Genomic DNA, 19,798 nt, shown 5'->3' on the forward strand with positions numbered 1-19,798 from the left:
AATCAACAGGCCAGTTAGCTGACACAGTCAATTAACTAACCATAGTTATTTTAGATTCAGACAAAATAAAAAACCAAGGCATTCAGCTTGGTTTTTTTAAAAATTCTATTAATGTGTAACATTTTTTAAAACGTGCTTCATGACAAATGCATAAATTAAAACGGTCCCGCCCACAAAAGCAAAAGTCATATGTAACACCTTCCTTATCAGACTCTCAGCTGAGAATGATTTTCATCGTTAATTAAATAGTAACATAGCTGATAATGATTTTCAATATCTCTTATGAATTGTCACAATTATTTAACAAACTTTGGAATAAAACGATGGCAGTCCTTAAATGTTCCTTCATATTCTGTTAAATTTTTTAGAGCATTTTCTTCCTCGCGAATTCGGATAGCCAGCATAATAGCATTAAAAATCGTAAAAAAGCAGGCTGTCAAATAGGCAGAAAATAAGGTTGGAATAACTAAAAATTCGATTGTCACAACAAAATAATTCGGATGCCTCATATAACGGTAAGGACCTTTGCGAATGGCTGGAGCATCTGGTAAGACAATTATTTTTGTATTCCAAAATCTCCCTAATGAAGCGATTACCCAAATTCTAAAAAACTGGGCAAGAACAAATATCATGAGAACCCAAGGCCACACAGTAGAGAATCCTCGATTGAATAACAGCTTTTCCAATAATAAACTGATAAAAAACAAGCTGTGCATCAGCACCATAAATCGGTAATGTTTTTCACCAAATTCAATGGCTCCTCGCTGCTTCATCCAAGATTCATTATTTTTCGCAACCAGGACTTCCACAATCCGTTGAAGTATGATGAAGCTAAAAAACAGTGTAAAAGGAAGGAAATCCTTCATTTAATTCCACCTCAATAGAAGTAATTCTGAGCTAAATCCTGGACCAAGGGCGGTGCAGAGCCCAATTGATCCTTCAGAAATATCCATTTCCATATAACGCTTTAAAACATATAAAACGGTTGCCGAGGACATATTCCCATACTGTTTTAATACTTCAAGTGATACTTCCGTCATTTTTGAGGGAATTTCTAATGACCTAACATAGGCATCAATAACTTTTTTTCCACCAGGATGGGCGATAAAATAGTCAATTTGCTCAATGGTCAAATCGTTCTCCTCCAAGAATCCACTAACATTAGGCTTTAGCCAATCTTCAATGATATGGGGGATATCACGTGAGAATACGACATACAATCCAGAATTTTTAACGTCCCAGCCCATCACATCCAAAGAATTAGGCATCAACATGGATTGTGTGGTGAGGATCATCGGTGATGCCGCCTTTTTCTTAATACCCGCCATGTTCACGTTATCACCACAAATCAATGCACAAGCAACGCCATCAGCAAATAGAGAAGTCCCAATTAAGTTGCTTTTGGATAGGTCATTACGCTGGAAGGTCAGGCTGCATAACTCAACAGAAAGAACAAGAACTTTTGCGTTTGGAAAGGCCAAACAGTATTCAAATGCCCTAGATAAACCTGCAGCCCCTCCAGCACAGCCCAATCCCCATATTGGCACCCTCTTCGTTTGGGAACGAAATGGCAAGGAATTCATGATTCTTGCTTCAACGCTTGGTGTGGCGATACCAGTTGTAGAAATATAAAAAATAGCGTCAATTTCTTCATAAGGAATATTTTCCTTTAGAAAAACACTATTTTTTAAACACTTTTCGATAGCTTCGATACCAAGTGTAGTGGCAGACTCGATATAAGCATTATTCTTTTCCTCAAAAGAATGATTCTCTTGGAACCATACAATATCGTTTACAAAATGTCTTTTTTCAATTTGACCATTTTGAAACGCTTTTAATAATCGTTCAATATCCCTAAATGAATCGCTAAAGAGCTGACGCGCGAATTTCGATGCTTGTTCTTGTTTGATTTCAAATGGGGGAATTGCCTCTGCAATGGAAATAATCGTAGGCATTATCATTCTCCTTCGACATATGTAAGGGTATTTTTTCCAGCAGACAAGAAAATTATGCGATGAGAAAAAATGATAAAAAAAAAGCTTCCCCAATTAGGAGAAGCAAACGTTTTGAAGGTTGTTGTTGTGCTCTCTTATTATAACTCGGAAATGGTTTTCGTACATTGCATAAACATTTCCAATTTACTGTTTATCTGGCTGCTTTTGAACTTCAATTTTAATTTTTTTATTGGCTATAGATCCGCAAATCTTGCAAATTTCGACCTCATCGTAAAGAAGGCGGCAATTCTCACAATAATACTTTTCCACAAAAAACACGCTCTTTTCTGAAGGAAAATTAGGTATTTGATTTTATCTTATTTTCTATTTTCCATTTTGTGACTACCTTTTAAATTTGTTCATTTTTTCACAAATAAGCTATTAATCAATTACTTTTATCACAGGTTAGATGTGATTATTCACATTTTAGTCACAATTACAAGCGGGCTTTTGTGACATAAATCACTGTTACATCAAGTTTATAACATTAACATAGTAGATATCTAAGGAATGAACAATTTGTGAATTTCGAAATTTCATATTTTACTTTCAAAATTGTTTTGTATTATGAAGGAGAACTAATAAATTTATCATTTCATTATCTGAAGGGAGTGCAAGGGGATGGCGAAGGCGGAACTAAAAACAAAACATAAGACTGAAATAGAAGACAGCTCTTCTCTCAAGGGGACACTCGCATCTGTTTTCTTTTTGGGATTCTTTATTATTATCACTTGGGTCAGTGTCTACTATTTATTCGTTGAACGTTTTTAAAATTTAAGGAGGAAACAATTATGCATATGCATAAATTTGAAAAAATTTGGCTGATTTTCGGTATTACTTGTCTTATTTTTTTCTTATCAGTCGTGGGGGTAAGCGCCTTCTATTTAGGGAATAAGCCGCCTAGCTGTTTGACAACTGTTAATTCAGAAAAGGTGGATAAAACAAAACCGTTTGACAAACCAGGATTACATAAAGTAGAGGGAAAAGATTGGGATTATGAATTAGTCTATGTAGCACAAGCTTTCTCTTATAATCCTGCTCAAGTTAAAGTGCCGCTTGGAGCGAAGGTACGAGTAATCGCTACTACTAAAGATGTGGTTCACGGCTTCGAAGTGGCTGGAACCAATATAAACATGATGCTTGAACCTGGTTATGTCAGCGAATATACGACAACTTTTGATAAAGCTGGCGAGTATTTAATTGTATGTAATGAATATTGTGGTGCAGGTCACCATTTAATGAGCTCGAAGATTGAGGTGGTAGAATAATGGTTAACTCAGCAGTTTCAAAAATAAAAGTTGACCCGCGTGATGCAAAGCTTTCAATGGCGCATTTTTATGTGGCATTTATTGCCCTAGCTCTTGGAGGACTAATGGGGTTGCTGCAAACGCTAGTCCGTTCTGGTAAATATGAACTTCCTGGCGGAATCGGTTATTATCAAATTCTAACCGTTCACGGTGTCATGATGGGACTGGTTTTAACAACATTCTTTATTATGGGATTCCAATATGCGGCAGTAAGCCGAACAGCCGGAACCCATTCCAATGCGGCTAGACGCACCGGCTGGATTGGCTTTTGGACCATGACTGCTGGAACAGCACTGGCTGCGACCATGGTTTTGCTTAATAAAGCAAGTGTCCTATATACTTTCTACGCTCCGCTTCAGGCACATTGGATTTTTTACTTAGGATTGACTCTTGTTGTGGTCGGCAGCTGGATCGATGGTGCCGCACAAATAATGACCTATGCCAAATGGCGGAAAAATAATCCTGGAAAACCAAGCCCTTTATTAAGCTTTATGGCCGTTATTAATACCGTCCTTTGGATCGTTGCTACTTTAGGGGTAGCGGCAACCGTTTTATTCCAATTGCTTCCATGGTCTCTTGGATTAGTTGATACAGTTGATGTTTTAGTCAGCCGTACTTTGTTCTGGTATTTCGGACATCCGTTGGTTTATTTTTGGTTATTGCCTGCGTATATGTGCTGGTATACTATTATTCCAAAAATTATTGGCGGAAAAATTTTCTCAGATTCATTAGCTAGATTATCGTTTATCTTGTTCCTGCTCTTCTCTATTCCGGTTGGTTTCCATCACCAATTAACAGAACCGGGAATTGATCCAGCTTGGAAGTTTTTCCAAGTAGTATTAACCTTTATGGTTGTTATTCCTTCCTTAATGACAGCTTTCTCATTGTTTGCGACGTTTGAGAGGTATGGCCGTTCTAAAGGGGCAACAGGGCTTTTTGGCTGGTTTAGAGTTCTTCCTTGGGGAGATGCACGTTTTACAGTTCCATTCATTGGAATGTCTTCCTTCATCCCTGCGGGTGCAGGCGGTATTATCAATGCTTCAAACCAAATGGACCAAGTCGTTCACAATACGATTTGGATTACTGGGCACTTTCATTTAACAGCAGCAACCTCTGTGATATTAACGTTCTTTGGAATTTCCTATTGGCTAATTCCTCATTTAACAGGACGCAAATTAACAAAAGCGATGAATAAATTAGGTATTATCCAGGGCTGGGTTTGGTTTATTGGTATGGTCTTCATGTCCGGCGCTATGCACTTCGAAGGCTTGCTTGGCGGGCCTAGACGTTCTGCCTTCTCCACTTATGGAGGAGCAAAGCAGGCGGCTGAATGGATTCCTTATCAAATTGCCCAAGCAGTTGGCGGATCGATTTTATTCTTAGGGATTATCCTAGTTTTAATTATCTTCATTAATCTAGCATTCTTTGCTCCAAAAGGTGAGGAAGAATTCCCTGTTGGTGAAGCAGAAAATCCACAGGAAGCAGCTCCAATGGTATTCGAAAACTGGAAGTTATGGCTTGGCATCACTGCAGCCCTAATCCTTTTCGCTTACACGATACCATTTATTGATATTATTCAAAATGCACCGCCTGGATCAAAAGGGTTCAAAACGTGGTAAAAATAAGAAAAAAAGGCTTCAATCATTTGATTGAAGCCTTTCCTTTTTGAATCCTTCGTTCGAAGCCAACTGGAAGATTAATGAATAAAACAGATAAAAGAATGATGGTAGAGCCTATGCCTTGAATGGCACCAAAATTTTCATTATATACAAAAACACTTAAAAGGGTCGCAACAACTGGCTCGACTGTGGCAATAATGGCCGCTTTACTTGTTTCGATATCCTCAAGGCCTTTAGTATAAAGTAAATAAGCAAGAACGGTTGGAAACACGCCCAACCCAATAGCATAAAAGACAACATCACCATTCATAAGGATATCCACCTTAGTCCATAATCCAGTTAAAGGCAGCAAACTAATAGCAGCAACAACAAAGGTATAAAACGTAACAGTAAAGGGTGGATATTTCTTCAGAGCAAACTTCCCAAAAATACTATAAAGCGCATAGCCGAAACCTGCTCCCAGTCCCGTCAAGAGTCCCGCACCACTAATGGATGCCGTATCATTTAAATTAAGCCCTGCTATCAATATACAACCTACTATCGTTCCTGTAACTGAAATGAGCTTGATCGAATTCATTTTTTCTTTTAGAAAAAAGTAGGATAATACTGTGACAAAGGCAGGAGCTGTATACAGTAAAATTACAGCAATCGATAAATTCATTTGATTAATAGCAGAGAAGTAACACCAATTAAATAAGACAATGCTGCAAAGCCCTGTGCCAATAAATAGCGAGAGATCCTTATACGCGATTCTTAATTGGCTGCGATATTGAAATACCCCAAGTAATCCTAGTAATGACGCAGCAGTGATAACCCGCAATGTCACAATTTCCATTGGGGAAAAGCCAAAATTAGAGAGTTTTCTAATGAAAATTGCAATAATTCCCCACAAGGCTGCACTAGTGGAAATCAGTACAATCGGAATCGACTTCTTCAATGTAACTGATAAACCTTTCCATACTTCTCATAGAGATATTCGATTAAGTATTTAGCGTTCAGCCCTTCACCAGTCACGTCATGTAAAATTTCTAAAGGTTTTTTCATTTTCCCATATTGGTGGATATTTCTTGTCAGCCACTCTTTAATCGGAAGCAAATTTCCCTCTTCCAGCAATTGATCAAAATTTGGGAGATCCTCGAGCATTTTATGCTTAAATTGAGCCGCATACATATATCCTAATGCATAGGAGGGAAAATATCCAAAGCTGCCTCCTGCCCAATGAACATCTTGAAGAACTCCAACGGCATCATTTATGGGACGGATTCCTAAGTATTCCTCATACAAGTCATTCCAAACCTTCGGCAAGTCACAGACTTCGATTTCGTCATTAAATAGCCTTTTTTCAATCTCATACCGGATGATGATATGCAGCGGGTAGGTTAATTCATCCGCTTCAATTCGTATGAATGAAGGCTTTGACTCATTTATCGCACGATAAAACTCTTCTATTTCAACATGATTAAACTGACCACTTGCATATTTCTTTAACAGTTCGTAATTATGTTTCCAAAAAGAAAAGCTCCGACCTACGATATTTTCATAGAAAAGAGATTGCGATTCATGAATTCCCATGGACGTTCCAGAACATAACGGAGTGCCTACCAAGTCTTTTGAAATATTTTGTTCGTACAAAGCATGGCCGCCTTCATGAATCGTTCCAAAAACCGCAGTCCGGAAATCCTTTTCATCATATTTTGTTGTTACACGGACATCCCCAGGATTAAGACCAATGGCAAAAGGATGTACAGTTTCGTCCAGCCTTCCTGCATTAAAGTTATAACCCATTTTTTCAAGGATATCCAAGCTGAATTCACGTTGTTTTTCTTTCTTAAAGTCTTTTAATATAAAATCGGTTTTAGGTTTATTGGCAGCTTCTGAAATTGCTTTGACCAGGGGGACAATTTTTTCCCTTAGTTCACCAAATACATTGTCCAATACATCTGTTGTAATCCCCGGTTCAAACATATCTAGTAACACATTATATTTGTTGCCTTCATATCCCCAATAGGAAATGAATCGTTTTGTCATGTCCACTAATTTCTCTAAATAAGGTCTAAATAAATCAAAGTCTGCCTTTTCTTTTGCCTCTTCCCAAATGCTTTCTGCTTTTGATTGAAGGATAACAAACTCTTTATACTCTTCAGCAGGAATTTTTTTGTTGCGTTCATATTCCTTTTTACATTCTTCAAGAATTTTTCTAGTCGATTCAGGTATCTCTGCATTTGTTAAACTTGCTATGTAGGCGGCCATTTCTTCGGAAGTGGACATTTTAAAGACTTCGGATGATAACATTCCAATTACTTCTGATCTTTGTTCCACCCCTTGCTTCGGAGCACCAGTACGTAAATCCCAATAAATTAAACCAATTGCTTCATTGTAGGCAGACATTTTTTTTACATGCTCTAAAAATTCTTTTTCTAAATGTGCAGTCATGGTACTTCCCCCTTTCCATCAGTTTAAATTTTATCATATTTTTCTGAAAAATAGTTGCCAATAAAGTTATAAAAAAAACAACAGAATCGAATTCTGTTGTAAAATAATTTTAAGGAGGGGAACGATGACAGAACTGGTTGGCACCTGTATTGGCTGTGAAAAAGAGATTTATTGTTTGGATGGATTTTTAAACGGAGTTGTAACCGAGAAAAAAAAGATTTATTGTTTTGATTGTTATGATCAAACTGCTAATAAGGAAAAAAATCCGCAAAGCTAAACTTTGCGGATTTTTTCTATTAAAAAGGACTTAGATTACTCGGACGTAATTAAAACAGAAGCACCGTTAATTGGGTGCTTCCGTTTTCTTATTCCTCTATTACCTTAGTTGGTAAAACCTCTTTTATTTTTGTTAAAACGTTGTTGTCCATGTTTTCATCTAATAAAATATGAACTGTTCCCTTATCCTGTTCACTTCTAATTAATCGCCCAATTCCCTGCCGCAAGCGAAGCAGCATATATGGTAAATCTACCTCTGAAAAAGGATCCACAACTCCCTCTCTTTTTGCCGTAAAGACAGGATCATGAGGAGGAAAAGGCAGTGAAAAAATCAATACATTTTCAAGTGATCTGCCTGGAATGTCAAGTCCTTCCCATAAATGAATAGAACAAAGGACCGCATGTTCGTCATTTTGAAATTTTGAAACAAGGGTGCTGATCTCTTCATCCCCTTCGAAATAAACGGGATACGGAATTGTGCCTTTTAATCTTTGTTTTAGCAGCATCATTTCTTCCTTTGTATTAAGAAGAACCAGTGCTCGTCCTTGTGATTCCATAATTTGAGTGATTAGATAATCTATTTTTCCATTGATTGTTTCATTCTTGAAGTTTGGAAGATATGCCTTCATTTTCTCCTCATAATCGAACGGCGAAGCGACTGAAAAGGATAAATAATCTTGAACTCCAAGGCTTGCAGCTATATAATCGAACGATTTTTGATTAGCCAAGGTTGCCGATGAAAAAATAAATGGTTTTTTCTGCGAGAAAACCTCCTCCTTCATTACCGTTTCAACCATTTTAGGCATAATGACAAGCGTCCGTTCCCCTGCATTTTCTTCAAACCAAGTAATTCCATTTACTTCTTGGAGAAAAAGCGATAATGAATGAGTAATTTGCTCTAAATATTCCTCAACAATTTTTAAGTCATATTCATTTATTACATATAATTCACTCTCAAACACCAGCTCTTCTTCTAATGTTTGAAGGGTAGAAAGTAATTTCCGGCAGGTTTTTAATACTAATGCATGTTTAGTAATTATCTGTTTTTCGGATCCTTGCGAATAGGAGGAGAAGCTTGATATCGCATCAAAAAATGCTTCGTTTTCTAGTAATGCTTCTTCAATCGTATATAAGGTTTTTTCTCGAACTTCATTTTCCATTAACCGGGTAAGCAACGTCTCTAATGTATAATCAGTAAAACGGTAGCTCAAGGCTTTTTGTGCAGCATATTCGAGTAGATGACCTTCATCAAAGACGACAGCCGAATGTTCTGGCAGGAGGGCCAATTGTCCTTCACGCTTTCGTGATTCTTTTGTCCATATATGCTCCATATAAAAATCGTGTGAGCAGATAATTAAATCCTTAGCATGCCGGTAAAATTCCCGGTGTAATGTCAGGCCGCAGCGATGGCGTTTTTCACATGAAAAACAATCCTGAAGGGCATCCCAATTGACTTTCCCCCAATGCTCATCTGACAATGCCGGATAATCCCTCCGGTCACCGTACTTCTCAAAATTCTGCATGGTACCACTGGCATGAACAAAATCAGGCAATTGTTCATAAATATTGGCAATACCTTCTGAGTAATCGTCACCCCTTGCAAGGTCCAGCTTCTTTAGACATAAATATTGGTCCCGGGATTTTGCCAGGCGCACATCAACCTCCAGACCTAGTACCTTTTCTAATTTAGCAATATCACCTTCTTTTTTGACAAGCTGTTCAATTAAAGTCTCATCCGCACAGGCAATAATGGCAGGACGATTTGTATAACGCGCATACATAATGGCGTAAAGTAAATAAACGATCGTTTTTCCTGTTCCTACACCCGCTTCCGCAAACATCACCTTTTTATCCTTGAAAGCTTTTTCAAGCTGGAAAGCCATATAAATTTGTTCATCACGTAGCTCAAAGCCGGCTTCCGGCAAAATATCATAAAATAAATCGCCAATCCATTCACTCAACTTATCATAAAATGATTCCGATTTCGAAACTTCAAACGGTAGTCCTTGTTGCATGTTAACCCTCCAAAAAGAAAAGCGCCCTAGACGACGCTTATAAAAGTTGTTTGTTAAATTTAAGACTCACTTAGACGCGGAGGCTTTTTCCCCCAATATTGATAAAGGTCTGTTCGGATAAAACCGTTAAACAATTTTCTTTTCTTTGTTGCCGGCTTACCATAAGACTGTTCAAACTCTTCATTAGAAGTAAGGATATAAATGGACCACGTATCAAGTTTTTGAAACGCCTGTCCCATTTCTTTGTACATATGCTCGACTGCTTTTTTCTCACCAAGTCTTTCACCATATGGAGGGTTGCCGACGATCGTACCATATTCTTTATTTGTAGATATATCCTTAACTTGCATTTGCTTAAATTGAATTAAGTCAGCAAACCCAGCCTCAAAAGCATTCTCTTGAGCAATTTTAACCAACCGATGATCAATATCTGATCCGGTAATGTCGAGAGGCTGATCGTATTTGGCAAGATCTTCTGCTTCATTTCGGGCATTATCCCAAACTTTGGCTGGAATCCATTTCCACCCTTCTGAAACAAACTCTCGATTAAAACCCGGTGCGATATTTTGACCAATCATTGCTGCTTCGATTGGAATCGTGCCTGAACCGCAGAACGGGTCAATAAAGGGCCGTTCAGGCCGCCAATTCGTCAACATAACCAGTGCTGCTGCTAGAGTTTCTTTAAGTGGTGCCTCCCCTTGATCCGTACGGTAGCCGCGTTTATGCAGCCCCTGACCGCTGGAATCAATTGTGATCGTTGCGACATCCTTTAATAACGCTACTTCAATCCGATACAATGCCCCGCTTTCCTCAAACCAGGAATTCCTTTTATAATGTTTTTTCATCCGCTCAACAATAGCTTTTTTTACAATCGCCTGACAATCTGAAACACTAAAGAGCTTTGATTTAACCGACTTCCCAATGACTGGAAATTCCGCATCCTCTGGCAGGAATTGTTCCCATGGCAGGGCCTTAGTCTTTTCAAATAATTCATCAAAGGTAAAGGCTTTAAATTCACCAACCTTAATCTTAATCCGGTCAGCGGTTCTAAGCCATAAGTTGCTTCTGACTATAGCAGATTCGTCCCCCGTGTATGTAACTTTCCCATTCTCTACTTGACATTCATAGCCAAGAGCTCGCACTTCTTTCGCTACTAATGCTTCGAGCCCCATAGCAGCAGTTGCTATTAGTTGATATTTACCCATTTTTTCACCCTTAACTCTCTCACATAATTATACAGTATCCATTATTGGCTAAAATCGCTGAAAAATTCAGAGTCTATCGAAACATATAAAAAGCCCTCCTTAAAAGGAAGGCCGTTATATATGCTCTTTACATTCCCATTAATAACGTTCTGTAAGCCATGTTCTGTACCAAAGTACTTCAAACGACCGTTATGTCTCGTACTGAGGTGGTAATCATCTATCTACAGATTCGGATGAATCTGTCCTTCTCCTTGTTCAGTTCCTAAGAGAAAGTGCCCCTACCATTATTTGGGTTTCTCGCTCGTGGGGTTTACCCGTTCCACCCTTTCCATTTCTAGAAAGGCATCGTCACTGTGGCACTTTTATAGGTACTCATACCATATCCAATTGGACTTAGGTATTTTTCCGGCCGTCAACAAGGCGTTTCGCCCTGCTGCCCTAGCTTATGATTTCACTAGGCACGAACACTACGGACATCTCAGCCCGTGCGAGCATGGACTTTCCTCTACAAGTTGCAATAGCTCCTTGCAGCGATTACCCGAACGTCATTAATGATGACATTTCTTATTATATGTATTTCATGATGTTTATTCAATGGTTTTTATTAGGAAATGTCGTAAAATCTGTTAATCGTAAAGTTTGTTGCCAAAAACATGCTTTTCAAGATTGGACAGACGTTTTAGAATATCAAAATTGGTTGTCCCTGCAGGTTGGGCAACAGGCTGTCTTTTAGACGTATCCTCAAGCTGTTTGCGTAAACGCAAATTCTCTTGTTGAAGATCTTCAATTTCCTGATGAAACGTTGCATAATCCTTAATAATTAAATCTAAAAATTTATCAACATCTTCTTGTTTGTAACCACGTACTCCAGTCTTAAACTCTTTTTCTAAAATATCCTTAGCTGTTAATTTCACTTTATCTGACAGCATTCAAATCACCTCAAGTTTAGCCAATCATTACCTATTATTTTTTCAAAAATTAGTGTTTTTGTCAATCTATTCATAATCCGTTCGCTTTAATTGCTCTTCCTCCACAATCATTTGCAAATCATAAAAGGTAATCAGGTTAATTGAATACAATTGATTATTTTGATATTGCTGCGCTAATTCATATAAATATTTGGGACTTCCTTCCTTTTCATGGTCGTAAAGGAGAAGCATACCATCGCTTTTTTCAATAAAAAATTGATTCTTTAGCCGGAATTGCCAAGGTTTTTCATAGCCTTTTTTTGTAACCGAATCAATAAAATCAGCTTGAGCGAGTATAGATTCATACCATTCCTTATTAGTTTCATTCCAGGATACTTGTTGGTCCAAAAATGGTGTTATGACTGCAAGCTTTAATTCAGGAAATTCTGATTGCATTTCAAACACAACTTCGGCTGCCCACAATTCCACTCCAAGCTGGCCGCTAATGAGCACCCATTCTAACCCTTCTTCTGCCATTGGCATTAAGGCCTTTTTAATGGCCACTTTTATATAGAAAACTGACGGGTGGTCATTTTTAAAAATACCTAATTCAAAGGGCTTATAACCTGAAATTGCCAATACTTTATTCAAGGAAGTTCTCCTCATTAAAAAATTTAAAAATGGACAAACATTTTTTTAAACAAAGCATAACATATAGTAAACAATAAAAAAAACAAGGGCTTAAAAGCCCCTGTAATTAGCAATGACCCCTAAGGTCTAGGTCCCATAAACGGTCCTGGAGCGAACCCTGGACCTCCTGGGCCGAATCCTGGACCTCCTGGGCCAAATCCTGGACCTCCTGGGCCAAATCCTGGAGCACCTGCTCCCGGTACAACATTCGGTAGTGCATTCGATGCTGGCAATGTTGCTGGCATTACTGGTGCACATGGGTTGCAGCAATTAATGTGCTGGTTACATACCTCTTCAGCACATGATGCAGTCTGCGGACAGTAATGTTTATGTTGGAACATATGATGATTTATAGTTGTAGTGTGTACTGGATGAATGTGCGGTACCACTGTAGTTGAGAACGTATGGTTCACAAAGTTCTGAGTCGGATGAATGACTGGCGGCGTAAAATTAGTTCCTAAATACATTTTGTAATCTCCCTTCGAATATTGTGTTTACATTAACAGCCTATGTAAAAGGGATTACTCTTGTACTAAGGAAAATACCTATTTTTGCAAATCTTATAAAAACGAATAAAAGCTATCTTTTAAATTCGTAAAAACAAAGGCAGTTAAACAAACAACTACAAAAAAGGCAAACAAAATTGCTTTATACATATTACCACTCCATATTGTTTCTATCATGTTTTAACTCAACACAATTTAACATTTTACCCTTTTCAACTATGATTAACAATATGGAAAAATGATTTTTTAAAAATAAATTTTTAAGATTTTGCGACAGCATATCGAAGCATGACGAAAAGAGGAGAGTTATTACATTTTTTGGCGAAAATTGCGCTTACCCAGGAAATTTTGCTAATTTTCGTTCTAACCGTTCACTTCTTTTTTTAAGCTGTTCATAGGAATACTCACCAGTTAATTTAGGAAGCTTGGAAGTTTGAGTAACGATTAAAATCGCTTCATGACAATAAAAAATAGCACTCTTATAATCTTTGACTTTATGCTCATAAATTTTAGCAAGCTCTAAGCATGCCTCAAGCGTTAATTTTTCATCCTTGGAATCGACAACATCGGCAAACAATTTCCGAGCCATTTCCCAATTCTGGTCTTTTTTATGCTGCAAAGCGAGAGCAAGTTTTGCTTGATATGAAGGGAAATCACTGCCTTCAACAAGCTTTTTTAATACCTTTTCCGCTTCCCTTTTCTCCCCTAAGCCCGCAAACCATCGACCAATTTCAAAGGATTCTGATCTCGTTTGCTTCTCGTCAATTCCGCAGATTTGAAAAGTTAGATGAGTATATAATGTGATCAATGACAAAATATCGATTTCATTATGTTTTAATATTCCTAGCATCCCTTCTGGCTGTTTACTTTCAACAAAATCGAAATAAATCATTGGAGCCAAAAATCCAGGGATATCGTCTACCCGTTCAACCCCTAGAATCTCTTTCTCCACGACAGTCAGCTTCATCTTTTCTATTTTGTGCTTCCATAGCCTTCTGGCAGCATGGAATAAATCAAAATGTCCAAAAGCCGGAAGTTTTGGGACATGTTCTCTTACAAGAGTATGACGCGTCTTTACCTGCGGCCAATCGAAGGATTTCCCATTATACGTGACAAGCGTTTTATAATTCACTTTTTCTAAAAAACTTTGGTATAAAGGAACTTCCGCCCCTGGGTGCGGTAAAATATGCTGTCTTAAGATTAGTTCTTCCCCGACGAAACTTGCATACCCTAATAGGAAAATAGTATTTCCGGTTCCTCCCCCTAGTCCAGTTGTTTCGGTATCAAAGAAGAATAAATCCTCAGGCTGATGGCCTTGTGCGGATAACGGATGATTAACTGGCTGCTTGTTCCATAGTTCCACTGCAGTCAGAAAGTCATGAAAATAATAAATCCCATGCTTCTCGGAAATTGGATATTTCACTTCCCTGATTAAGCAATAATCCTGATCCATATAATATGGAAATATGTTTTCGCCCGCCCATTTTTCCCTGAATGGCACATCAATTGTAGGAACTATCGGCGGCTTTTCTATTTTTTTCGGCTGATTTCCGCTAGCAAGGTGCGGCTTTAACCGATTTAATTTATTTTTTAATGACATTGTCACACTTCCTTGTCACTAATAGAAGACTGCAAAAAAGAATCAATAATTTTTAAGGCGTCCTTTTTGGCGGATTCACTAACGGTTTCCGTACCAATACATGACGGACAACCGGATTCACATTGACACCGATTAATCATCTCTTTTGTTTCTGCAAAAACCACTTCCATCCCGCTGTGGATTTTTTCACTTAACCCTATCCCGCCTGGGTAGCGATCATAAAAAAAGATGGTCGGTTTTTCATTATGGTCAGCCTTGACTTGCGGAACCACATGGATGTCCTGTGGATCGGACATAACAAATAAAGGAGCGATGGACCCAAGTGCATGGGCAGTTCCCACAAGACCTTGCTCAAGTCTATCATGGCCCATTTCTGCTAAAGGTTTATTTATTGATATCCAGGCTGCATTCGTATGAAGTTCCTCCTCAGGGAGGTGAATGGGACCAGAGCCAATATTTTCGTGGGTTTCAAACTTGATTTTCTTAAAAATCGTTGCCATTGCCCTGACACTGACATCACCATAACCAATTTCAGCATCGTCCATTGTTTTAAGTTTATCTACCTCTAAGACCTTTAATTGAACAGCTAAATTTGCATCGGTAAAATAATCTACGTCTACTTCTCTCACAAACGCCTTTTTCTCTTCCCAATCCAATTTTTCAACCTGGAATTGAGTCCCTTGGTGTAAATAAATAGCTTCATCATGTAGTAAGGTCATCGCGGAGAAACGGTCCATTTCACCAATAACCTTCACATTCGCCACATCAGATTGATCGACGATGATTACATTTTCCTGCGAAGCCGAGCGCAAGCTAATATTATGGGCTGGGAATGAATCATTCATCCAATACCATTTGTCGCCATTTCGATAAAGAACGCGTTCTTCTGTCAAATACTCCAGTAATTCCTCTGTACCAACACTGCCAAACTGCTCATCGGCTTTAAACGGAAGCTCATAAGCCGCACATTTCATATGATCGATTAAAATGATCAAATTATCTGGATTAATCCTTGCCGTTTCTGGACTCTTATTAAAGAAATAGTCTGGGTTCTGGATGATATACTGATCCAATGGACTTGAGCTGGCTACCATTATTACCAGGGCCTCACCATGCCGTCTTCCAGCTCTGCCTGCCTGCTGCCAAGCACTTGATATTGTGCCTGGGTAGCCAGTCATAATACAAACCTGAAGTTGGCCAATATCAACTCCTAATTCAAGCGCATTTGTGCTAACAACACCGTAAATTTCACCGGAGCGAAGACCTTTTTCAATCCTTCTTCTTTCTGTAGGCAGATAGCCGCCTCGATAGCCCATAATCGATTTGGGGCCTAATTGATTTTTCACTAATTCTTGCAAGTAGGTCAGAATAATTTCCACCCTAACCCTGCTTCTTGCGAAAACTATTGTTTGAATTTTATTTTTTAACAGTTGACCAGCTAGTTTTCGAACTTCAAGTGTTGCACTTCTTCTTATATTTAAGGGCTTGTTCACAATTGGCGGATTATAAAAGAGAAAATGCTTTCTGCCGCTCGGAGCCCCATTATTATCGATTAAGTGCATGATTTCTTCTGTTAATTTTTCCGCGAGATCAAGTGGATTGGCAATCGTTGCGGATGTACAAATAAATACTGGATTACTTCCGTAATAACGGCAAATCCGTTTTAACCGTCGAATGACATTGGCTACATGGCTGCCGAACACGCCCCGATAGGTATGGAGTTCGTCAATCACGACAAATTTAAGATTTTCGAACAAAGACACCCATTTCGTATGGTGCGGCAAGATGGCTGAATGGAGCATATCAGGATTTGTAATAACGACATGCCCAGCTTGTCTTACCCTTTGACGAATATTTGCCGGTGTATCACCATCATACGTATAGCTGTTGATGTCAACACCTGCCGCTTGAATAAATTCATTAATTTCACTTTTTTGATCCTGTGCAAGCGCTTTTGTAGGGAACATATATAAGGCCCTTGCATTTGGATTTGAAAGAATCGTTTGCAACACTGGAAGATTATAGCAAAGGGTTTTTCCTGAAGCAGTCGGTGTAACGGCTACGATACTGTTACCTTCCATAATCTTTTCATAGGCGGCTTTTTGATGCGTATAAAGCTTCTCAATCCCTTTACTTTGAAGCGATTGTATTAAGACAGGGTGTAAATCTTGGGGAAGCGAAACTGTTTGGGCAGGCTTTTCATCAAGGGTATGCCATTTGACAATATTCTCTTTAAAGTCATCATTTATTTTTAATTCTGATAGAATATCTTGCAGGCTTTTTTTCAACAACATGACTCTCACCTCATTACTTCTATTTTAGCGAATAAACGTTCGCTGCAAAAGATTATATACAAAATTTTTTCTTCGTCCTGGTCTGAATCTTTTTCCTTATATAGAAAGAGATTACTTTGAATCCTTAATTTGATAAAATAATAGTAATTGAATTTAATTTGAAGGTGATTAAATGAAAGTAGATGAAATAAAACGAGTTCTTTCTGATTTCTCTCTTTTCCGTGAGTTAAATGATTTCGAATTAAACAAAATTGCCGATATTGCCATTGCCAGAGAGTGGAAAAGGCAAAGCCATGTTTTTCTTCAGGGGGACCCGCTGGAAAATGTTTATTTTATTAATGATGGAAAAATCAAAATTTACAAAAGTGATGTCAATGGGAGGGAACAAATAGTTGCCATTGCGAAGAAGGGGGAAATGTTCCCCCATGTCGGTTTTTTTAGAAAAGGGGATTATCCTGCTTATGCAGAGGTTCTTGAGCCGTCGACCCTTATTGCTGTTCCCATATCCAAATTCGAATCCGTTTTGATTGAAAATCCGGAACTTTGCATTAAGGTCTTTAAAGTGCTTGGTGAGAAGATCGTTGACCTGCAAAATCGGCTTGAAGAGCAAATTCTTAATAATACATATGAACAAATTGTCAAACTGCTAATTCGGCTTGCCCAGAAGCATGGAAAGGAACTGGAGGATGGAACGATTCTGCTAAGGTCTGAATTCACAAATAAAGATCTCGCCAATATGATTGGGACAACAAGAGAAACCATAAGCCGGACACTGACAAAAATGAAAAAAGAGGAATTAATTGAAGTCGACGACGACGGAAATATGATTTTAGACATCGAAATTCTCATGAAAGAAATAAATTTAATCTAAAAAACAGCCCGCAGCAAAAATAGAATGCTGCGGCTTTTTTTTACTGCACCCACCCAGGCTCAATTTCATATGATATCATGTGAAATTTCGAAAGTGAGGGTATCAAAATGTCATCAAAGCTTCCGAGTGATAAAAATAATAACTCCAAAAAGCCCGTACCTGAACCTTTTCGTGAATTGGTGAAATCAATGAACGACTTATTCACTGAAAAGCCGATTAGGGGGTTTTTACAATCCATCGATGAGTTTTTTAAACATCCATTTCCTTCAACGGCAGGCTTTCATGTTGAAACTTTAGAAACCGACAGTGAATATATTATCACTGCAGAACTTCCTGGTGTAAAAAGAGAGCAGATTCATTTAAATATGACGGAAAACTATATAACTATCTCTGTGGAAAATAACCAGATTGAAACCCAGGAAGATGATCTTAACCAAATTTATTCACGTAAAATGTTTAGGCAGCAATCCTCAAGAACGGTTTCCCTGCCCCAGACTATCAATGAAAAAAAGGTTAAAGCATCGTATCGAGATGGTTTATTACAAATTCGCATTCCACAAGAAAAAGGCAAGGTTATTGAGATTGAAGATTAAATTAACAGCGTAATAAAAGAGACGGNNCCGTCTCTTTTATTACGCTTTAAATATTCCTCCAAATCCTTTGACAAGCGAGGAAACTTGGTTGACTGCATTCATCATCTGACCTGCTGTATTCACCATCTTATTAAAATCAACGGATCCATCCTGTGATTTAAAGGAATTCATAAAGGATTTCATTCCGCCAGGTTGTTTAGGTATGACATTTTGTTTAGGATAGGGGTTCATCATTGGATACCCATTCATGGCTTGAAATTGGTTGGGTTGGTATTGGTGATACATTTCTTCCTGTGGCTGCAATGGATTCTGGAACAAGAATTGTGAATCTTTTTGTGAATAATTTTGGTTCGGATATGGGATATTTTGTGGGGCAAATCCAGGTTGATAGTTTTGGGCCATTTGCTGAAAAACTTGTGGGTTATAAGGATTTGGTTCTGGATATCCGTTCCAATTATAATTTCCAGGTGGAGTCTGATATGGAAAGGGTTGAGTACGTACATTATATGGCTGATTCCATTGCTGACCAATCGGGCTCTGGTGCATCATTTGCCCCGAATATCCATTATGAAAGTATTGGTTTGGCCGCCTTTTACCAAACATGGGCAAACATCTCCTCCGCATTTATCTCTCCTACAATTTATGAAGGATATGGGTGAAAGGTGATTAAATGCAAAGGGACAACCTATGTCAAAATCCCGTGAATTTTGTCTAAAGTTTAAATATTTTAAAAACTAGAAATCTCTTTTTTTCGTGATACGATATAAAAAATGGTGAAGGAGGAGCTTTATATGAACATTCGTGAATTAAAAAGCAGATTTATACAAAGTCGGGATTACACCACAGATGACGTTAATGCACTAATGGATTTTGCTAAGAAAGCCTATATTCATAACGAAATTAGCATTAAAGAATATCGCCTTCTTGTCCGCGAACTTGAAAGTCAAGGCGCGGTTATTCCTGAAATTGATAAGGAAAACTCCCTCATCGAACATTCCTAATCTATAAACTTAAGAGATGCAAAATGCATCTCTTTTCTATTTGTTCACTTTTAAAATTTCCAAAAGAAAATATTCAATTGTTCGGTGGGTATTTAAAAACCTTGTCTTGCTAGTTTCTGGAAAAAAACATTGTATTGAGAGTTGTGAAATATGCTCTCTCGTCGTATCAATTTGCTTAAGATGGATATGTTTAACCGACTCATTTTTCAGCCATGCGTTCATGGCATCTTTCCACTGATCGTTAACTTCTCTTACCTCATTTGAAAATGGTTTAACAGTTTCATGAAAATCATAGCTAATGCCATTTTCTCTTCCTTCCTGATAGTATTTTAGAAATAGGCGGTTATAGTGTAAAAGTTTTTCTGTTAAGTCGATAATTTCTGTCTTCATTTTGCTAATACCCCTTATATATTCTACGACTGTGTTAAACTTGGCTGTTGATTTACGCTTCAGGCGCGAGCGGTTCGCGGGCGGAGCGGGGAGCCT

Annotated in this window: 21 protein-coding genes and 1 other RNA gene; 8 read left to right on the forward strand and 14 right to left on the reverse strand. The window is 38.2% G+C overall.

Features of this window, described 5'->3' with window-relative positions; genetic code table 11:
* Positions 1-296: 296 nt before the first annotated feature.
* Together V7161_RS01510 and V7161_RS01515 are read right to left on the reverse strand one after the other, a co-directional pair.
* On the reverse strand, positions 297-866 hold the full coding sequence (locus tag V7161_RS01510) for an isoprenylcysteine carboxyl methyltransferase family protein (protein ID WP_335441966.1): 570 nt from the start codon (positions 864-866) through the stop codon (positions 297-299).
* Positions 867-1,955, reverse strand: coding sequence for a type III polyketide synthase (locus V7161_RS01515; protein WP_335441967.1), 1,089 nt, complete (start codon positions 1,953-1,955; stop codon positions 867-869).
* A gap of 660 nt (positions 1,956-2,615) precedes the next feature.
* On the opposite strand from V7161_RS01515, the gene V7161_RS01520 reads away from it, so the two are divergent.
* From V7161_RS01520 to V7161_RS01530, 3 genes are read left to right on the forward strand one after another with little or no spacing between them, the layout of a single operon-like run.
* Positions 2,616-2,765, forward strand: a complete 150-nt coding sequence (locus tag V7161_RS01520; RefSeq protein ID WP_223593390.1) for a cytochrome c oxidase subunit 2A — start codon at positions 2,616-2,618, stop codon at positions 2,763-2,765.
* 20 nt (positions 2,766-2,785) lie between these two features.
* Entirely contained in the window at positions 2,786-3,262 is a 477-nt protein-coding gene (locus V7161_RS01525; protein ID WP_335441968.1) for a cytochrome c oxidase subunit II, read from the forward strand.
* Positions 3,262-4,920, forward strand: coding sequence for a b(o/a)3-type cytochrome-c oxidase subunit 1 (locus V7161_RS01530; RefSeq protein WP_335441969.1), 1,659 nt, complete (start codon positions 3,262-3,264; stop codon positions 4,918-4,920). Before V7161_RS01525 ends, V7161_RS01530 begins: the two co-directional genes overlap by 1 nt.
* A gap of 22 nt (positions 4,921-4,942) precedes the next feature.
* Here V7161_RS01530 and V7161_RS01535 read toward each other — a convergent pair whose 3' ends face one another.
* The gene (locus tag V7161_RS01535) at positions 4,943-5,857 is read right to left on the reverse strand and encodes a DMT family transporter (RefSeq protein ID WP_335441970.1); all 915 of its coding nucleotides are present in this window, start codon (positions 5,855-5,857) and stop codon (positions 4,943-4,945) included.
* Positions 5,854-7,353 (reverse strand): carboxypeptidase M32, encoded by a 1,500-nt coding sequence (locus V7161_RS01540; protein ID WP_335441971.1) that lies wholly within the window; start codon positions 7,351-7,353, stop codon positions 5,854-5,856. Before V7161_RS01540 ends, V7161_RS01535 begins: the two co-directional genes overlap by 4 nt.
* A gap of 124 nt (positions 7,354-7,477) precedes the next feature.
* On the opposite strand from V7161_RS01540, the gene V7161_RS01545 reads away from it, so the two are divergent.
* Positions 7,478-7,630, forward strand: coding sequence for a hypothetical protein (locus V7161_RS01545; RefSeq protein WP_335441972.1), 153 nt, complete (start codon positions 7,478-7,480; stop codon positions 7,628-7,630).
* Positions 7,631-7,718: 88 nt separating this feature from the next.
* Here the strand turns inward: V7161_RS01545 and V7161_RS01550 are convergent, their stop codons facing one another.
* The 8 genes from V7161_RS01550 to V7161_RS01590 all read right to left on the reverse strand — a co-directional run bounded on the left by V7161_RS01550 (position 7,719) and on the right by V7161_RS01590 (position 16,847).
* Complete coding sequence (locus tag V7161_RS01550; RefSeq protein ID WP_335441973.1) at positions 7,719-9,644, reverse strand: ATP-dependent DNA helicase; 1,926 nt, start codon at positions 9,642-9,644, stop codon at positions 7,719-7,721.
* Between the two features lie 59 nt (positions 9,645-9,703).
* Positions 9,704-10,849 (reverse strand): THUMP domain-containing class I SAM-dependent RNA methyltransferase, encoded by a 1,146-nt coding sequence (locus V7161_RS01555; protein WP_335441974.1) that lies wholly within the window; start codon positions 10,847-10,849, stop codon positions 9,704-9,706.
* 147 nt (positions 10,850-10,996) lie between these two features.
* Positions 10,997-11,395: RNase P RNA component class B (gene rnpB, locus V7161_RS01560), an RNA gene on the reverse strand.
* An 80-nt stretch (positions 11,396-11,475) separates the two neighbouring features.
* The gene (gene gpsB, locus V7161_RS01565) at positions 11,476-11,778 is read right to left on the reverse strand and encodes a cell division regulator GpsB (RefSeq protein WP_223593414.1); all 303 of its coding nucleotides are present in this window, start codon (positions 11,776-11,778) and stop codon (positions 11,476-11,478) included.
* 66 nt (positions 11,779-11,844) lie between these two features.
* Positions 11,845-12,408 (reverse strand): DUF1273 domain-containing protein, encoded by a 564-nt coding sequence (locus tag V7161_RS01570; protein ID WP_335441975.1) that lies wholly within the window; start codon positions 12,406-12,408, stop codon positions 11,845-11,847.
* Positions 12,409-12,527: 119 nt separating this feature from the next.
* A complete protein-coding gene (locus tag V7161_RS01575; protein ID WP_335441976.1) occupies positions 12,528-12,914 on the reverse strand; it encodes a CotD family spore coat protein in 387 nt (128 codons plus the stop codon).
* A 373-nt stretch (positions 12,915-13,287) separates the two neighbouring features.
* Positions 13,288-14,553: a ribonuclease H-like domain-containing protein gene (locus V7161_RS01585; protein ID WP_335441977.1), complete on the reverse strand. Its 1,266-nt coding sequence runs from the start codon at positions 14,551-14,553 to the stop codon at positions 13,288-13,290.
* Between the two features lie 2 nt (positions 14,554-14,555).
* The gene (locus V7161_RS01590) at positions 14,556-16,847 is read right to left on the reverse strand and encodes a DEAD/DEAH box helicase (protein WP_335441978.1); all 2,292 of its coding nucleotides are present in this window, start codon (positions 16,845-16,847) and stop codon (positions 14,556-14,558) included.
* 172 nt (positions 16,848-17,019) lie between these two features.
* Between V7161_RS01590 and V7161_RS01595 the strand changes: the two genes are divergently transcribed.
* Together V7161_RS01595 and V7161_RS01600 are read left to right on the forward strand one after the other, a co-directional pair.
* Complete coding sequence (locus tag V7161_RS01595) at positions 17,020-17,718, forward strand: Crp/Fnr family transcriptional regulator (RefSeq protein WP_335441979.1); 699 nt, start codon at positions 17,020-17,022, stop codon at positions 17,716-17,718.
* A 107-nt stretch (positions 17,719-17,825) separates the two neighbouring features.
* Positions 17,826-18,311 (forward strand): Hsp20/alpha crystallin family protein, encoded by a 486-nt coding sequence (locus V7161_RS01600; RefSeq protein WP_335441980.1) that lies wholly within the window; start codon positions 17,826-17,828, stop codon positions 18,309-18,311.
* Between the two features lie 39 nt (positions 18,312-18,350).
* Here the strand turns inward: V7161_RS01600 and V7161_RS01605 are convergent, their stop codons facing one another.
* Complete coding sequence (locus tag V7161_RS01605) at positions 18,351-18,629, reverse strand: YppG family protein (protein ID WP_335442029.1); 279 nt, start codon at positions 18,627-18,629, stop codon at positions 18,351-18,353.
* Here V7161_RS01605 and V7161_RS01610 point away from each other — a divergent pair.
* Together V7161_RS01610 and V7161_RS01615 are read left to right on the forward strand one after the other, a co-directional pair.
* On the forward strand, positions 18,545-18,970 hold the full coding sequence (locus V7161_RS01610) for a hypothetical protein (RefSeq protein ID WP_335442033.1): 426 nt from the start codon (positions 18,545-18,547) through the stop codon (positions 18,968-18,970). The two genes, V7161_RS01605 and V7161_RS01610, sit on opposite strands and share 85 nt — an antisense overlap.
* A 132-nt stretch (positions 18,971-19,102) precedes the next feature.
* Positions 19,103-19,312, forward strand: coding sequence for a YppF family protein (locus tag V7161_RS01615; protein ID WP_289985360.1), 210 nt, complete (start codon positions 19,103-19,105; stop codon positions 19,310-19,312).
* A 36-nt stretch (positions 19,313-19,348) separates the two neighbouring features.
* Here V7161_RS01615 and V7161_RS01620 read toward each other — a convergent pair whose 3' ends face one another.
* Positions 19,349-19,702, reverse strand: a complete 354-nt coding sequence (locus tag V7161_RS01620) for a YppE family protein (protein ID WP_335441981.1) — start codon at positions 19,700-19,702, stop codon at positions 19,349-19,351.
* Positions 19,703-19,798 lie beyond the last annotated feature (96 nt).

It is taken from the genome of Neobacillus drentensis (assembly GCF_036965425.1).
GTDB classification, from domain to species: Bacteria; Bacillota; Bacilli; order Bacillales; family Cytobacillaceae; genus Neobacillus; species Neobacillus drentensis_F.

Bases quoted from the DNA above. Each gene is read 5' to 3' on its own strand.
- V7161_RS01510 (WP_335441966.1), bottom strand. From the start codon at position 866: ATGAAGGATTTCCTTCCTTTTACACTGTTTTTTAGCTTCATCATACTT.
- V7161_RS01515 (WP_335441967.1), bottom strand. From the start codon at position 1,955: ATGCCTACGATTATTTCCATTGCAGAGGCAATTCCCCCATTTGAAATC.
- V7161_RS01520 (WP_223593390.1), top strand. From the start codon at position 2,616: ATGGCGAAGGCGGAACTAAAAACAAAACATAAGACTGAAATAGAAGAC.
- V7161_RS01525 (WP_335441968.1), top strand. From the start codon at position 2,786: ATGCATATGCATAAATTTGAAAAAATTTGGCTGATTTTCGGTATTACT.
- V7161_RS01530 (WP_335441969.1), top strand. From the start codon at position 3,262: ATGGTTAACTCAGCAGTTTCAAAAATAAAAGTTGACCCGCGTGATGCA.
- V7161_RS01540 (WP_335441971.1), bottom strand. From the start codon at position 7,353: ATGACTGCACATTTAGAAAAAGAATTTTTAGAGCATGTAAAAAAAATG.
- V7161_RS01545 (WP_335441972.1), top strand. From the start codon at position 7,478: ATGACAGAACTGGTTGGCACCTGTATTGGCTGTGAAAAAGAGATTTAT.
- V7161_RS01550 (WP_335441973.1), bottom strand. From the start codon at position 9,644: ATGCAACAAGGACTACCGTTTGAAGTTTCGAAATCGGAATCATTTTAT.
- V7161_RS01555 (WP_335441974.1), bottom strand. From the start codon at position 10,849: ATGGGTAAATATCAACTAATAGCAACTGCTGCTATGGGGCTCGAAGCA.
- gpsB (WP_223593414.1), bottom strand. From the start codon at position 11,778: ATGCTGTCAGATAAAGTGAAATTAACAGCTAAGGATATTTTAGAAAAA.
- V7161_RS01575 (WP_335441976.1), bottom strand. From the start codon at position 12,914: ATGTATTTAGGAACTAATTTTACGCCGCCAGTCATTCATCCGACTCAG.
- V7161_RS01585 (WP_335441977.1), bottom strand. From the start codon at position 14,553: ATGTCATTAAAAAATAAATTAAATCGGTTAAAGCCGCACCTTGCTAGC.
- V7161_RS01590 (WP_335441978.1), bottom strand. From the start codon at position 16,847: ATGTTGTTGAAAAAAAGCCTGCAAGATATTCTATCAGAATTAAAAATA.
- V7161_RS01595 (WP_335441979.1), top strand. From the start codon at position 17,020: ATGAAAGTAGATGAAATAAAACGAGTTCTTTCTGATTTCTCTCTTTTC.
- V7161_RS01600 (WP_335441980.1), top strand. From the start codon at position 17,826: ATGTCATCAAAGCTTCCGAGTGATAAAAATAATAACTCCAAAAAGCCC.
- V7161_RS01615 (WP_289985360.1), top strand. From the start codon at position 19,103: ATGAACATTCGTGAATTAAAAAGCAGATTTATACAAAGTCGGGATTAC.
- V7161_RS01620 (WP_335441981.1), bottom strand. From the start codon at position 19,702: ATGAAGACAGAAATTATCGACTTAACAGAAAAACTTTTACACTATAAC.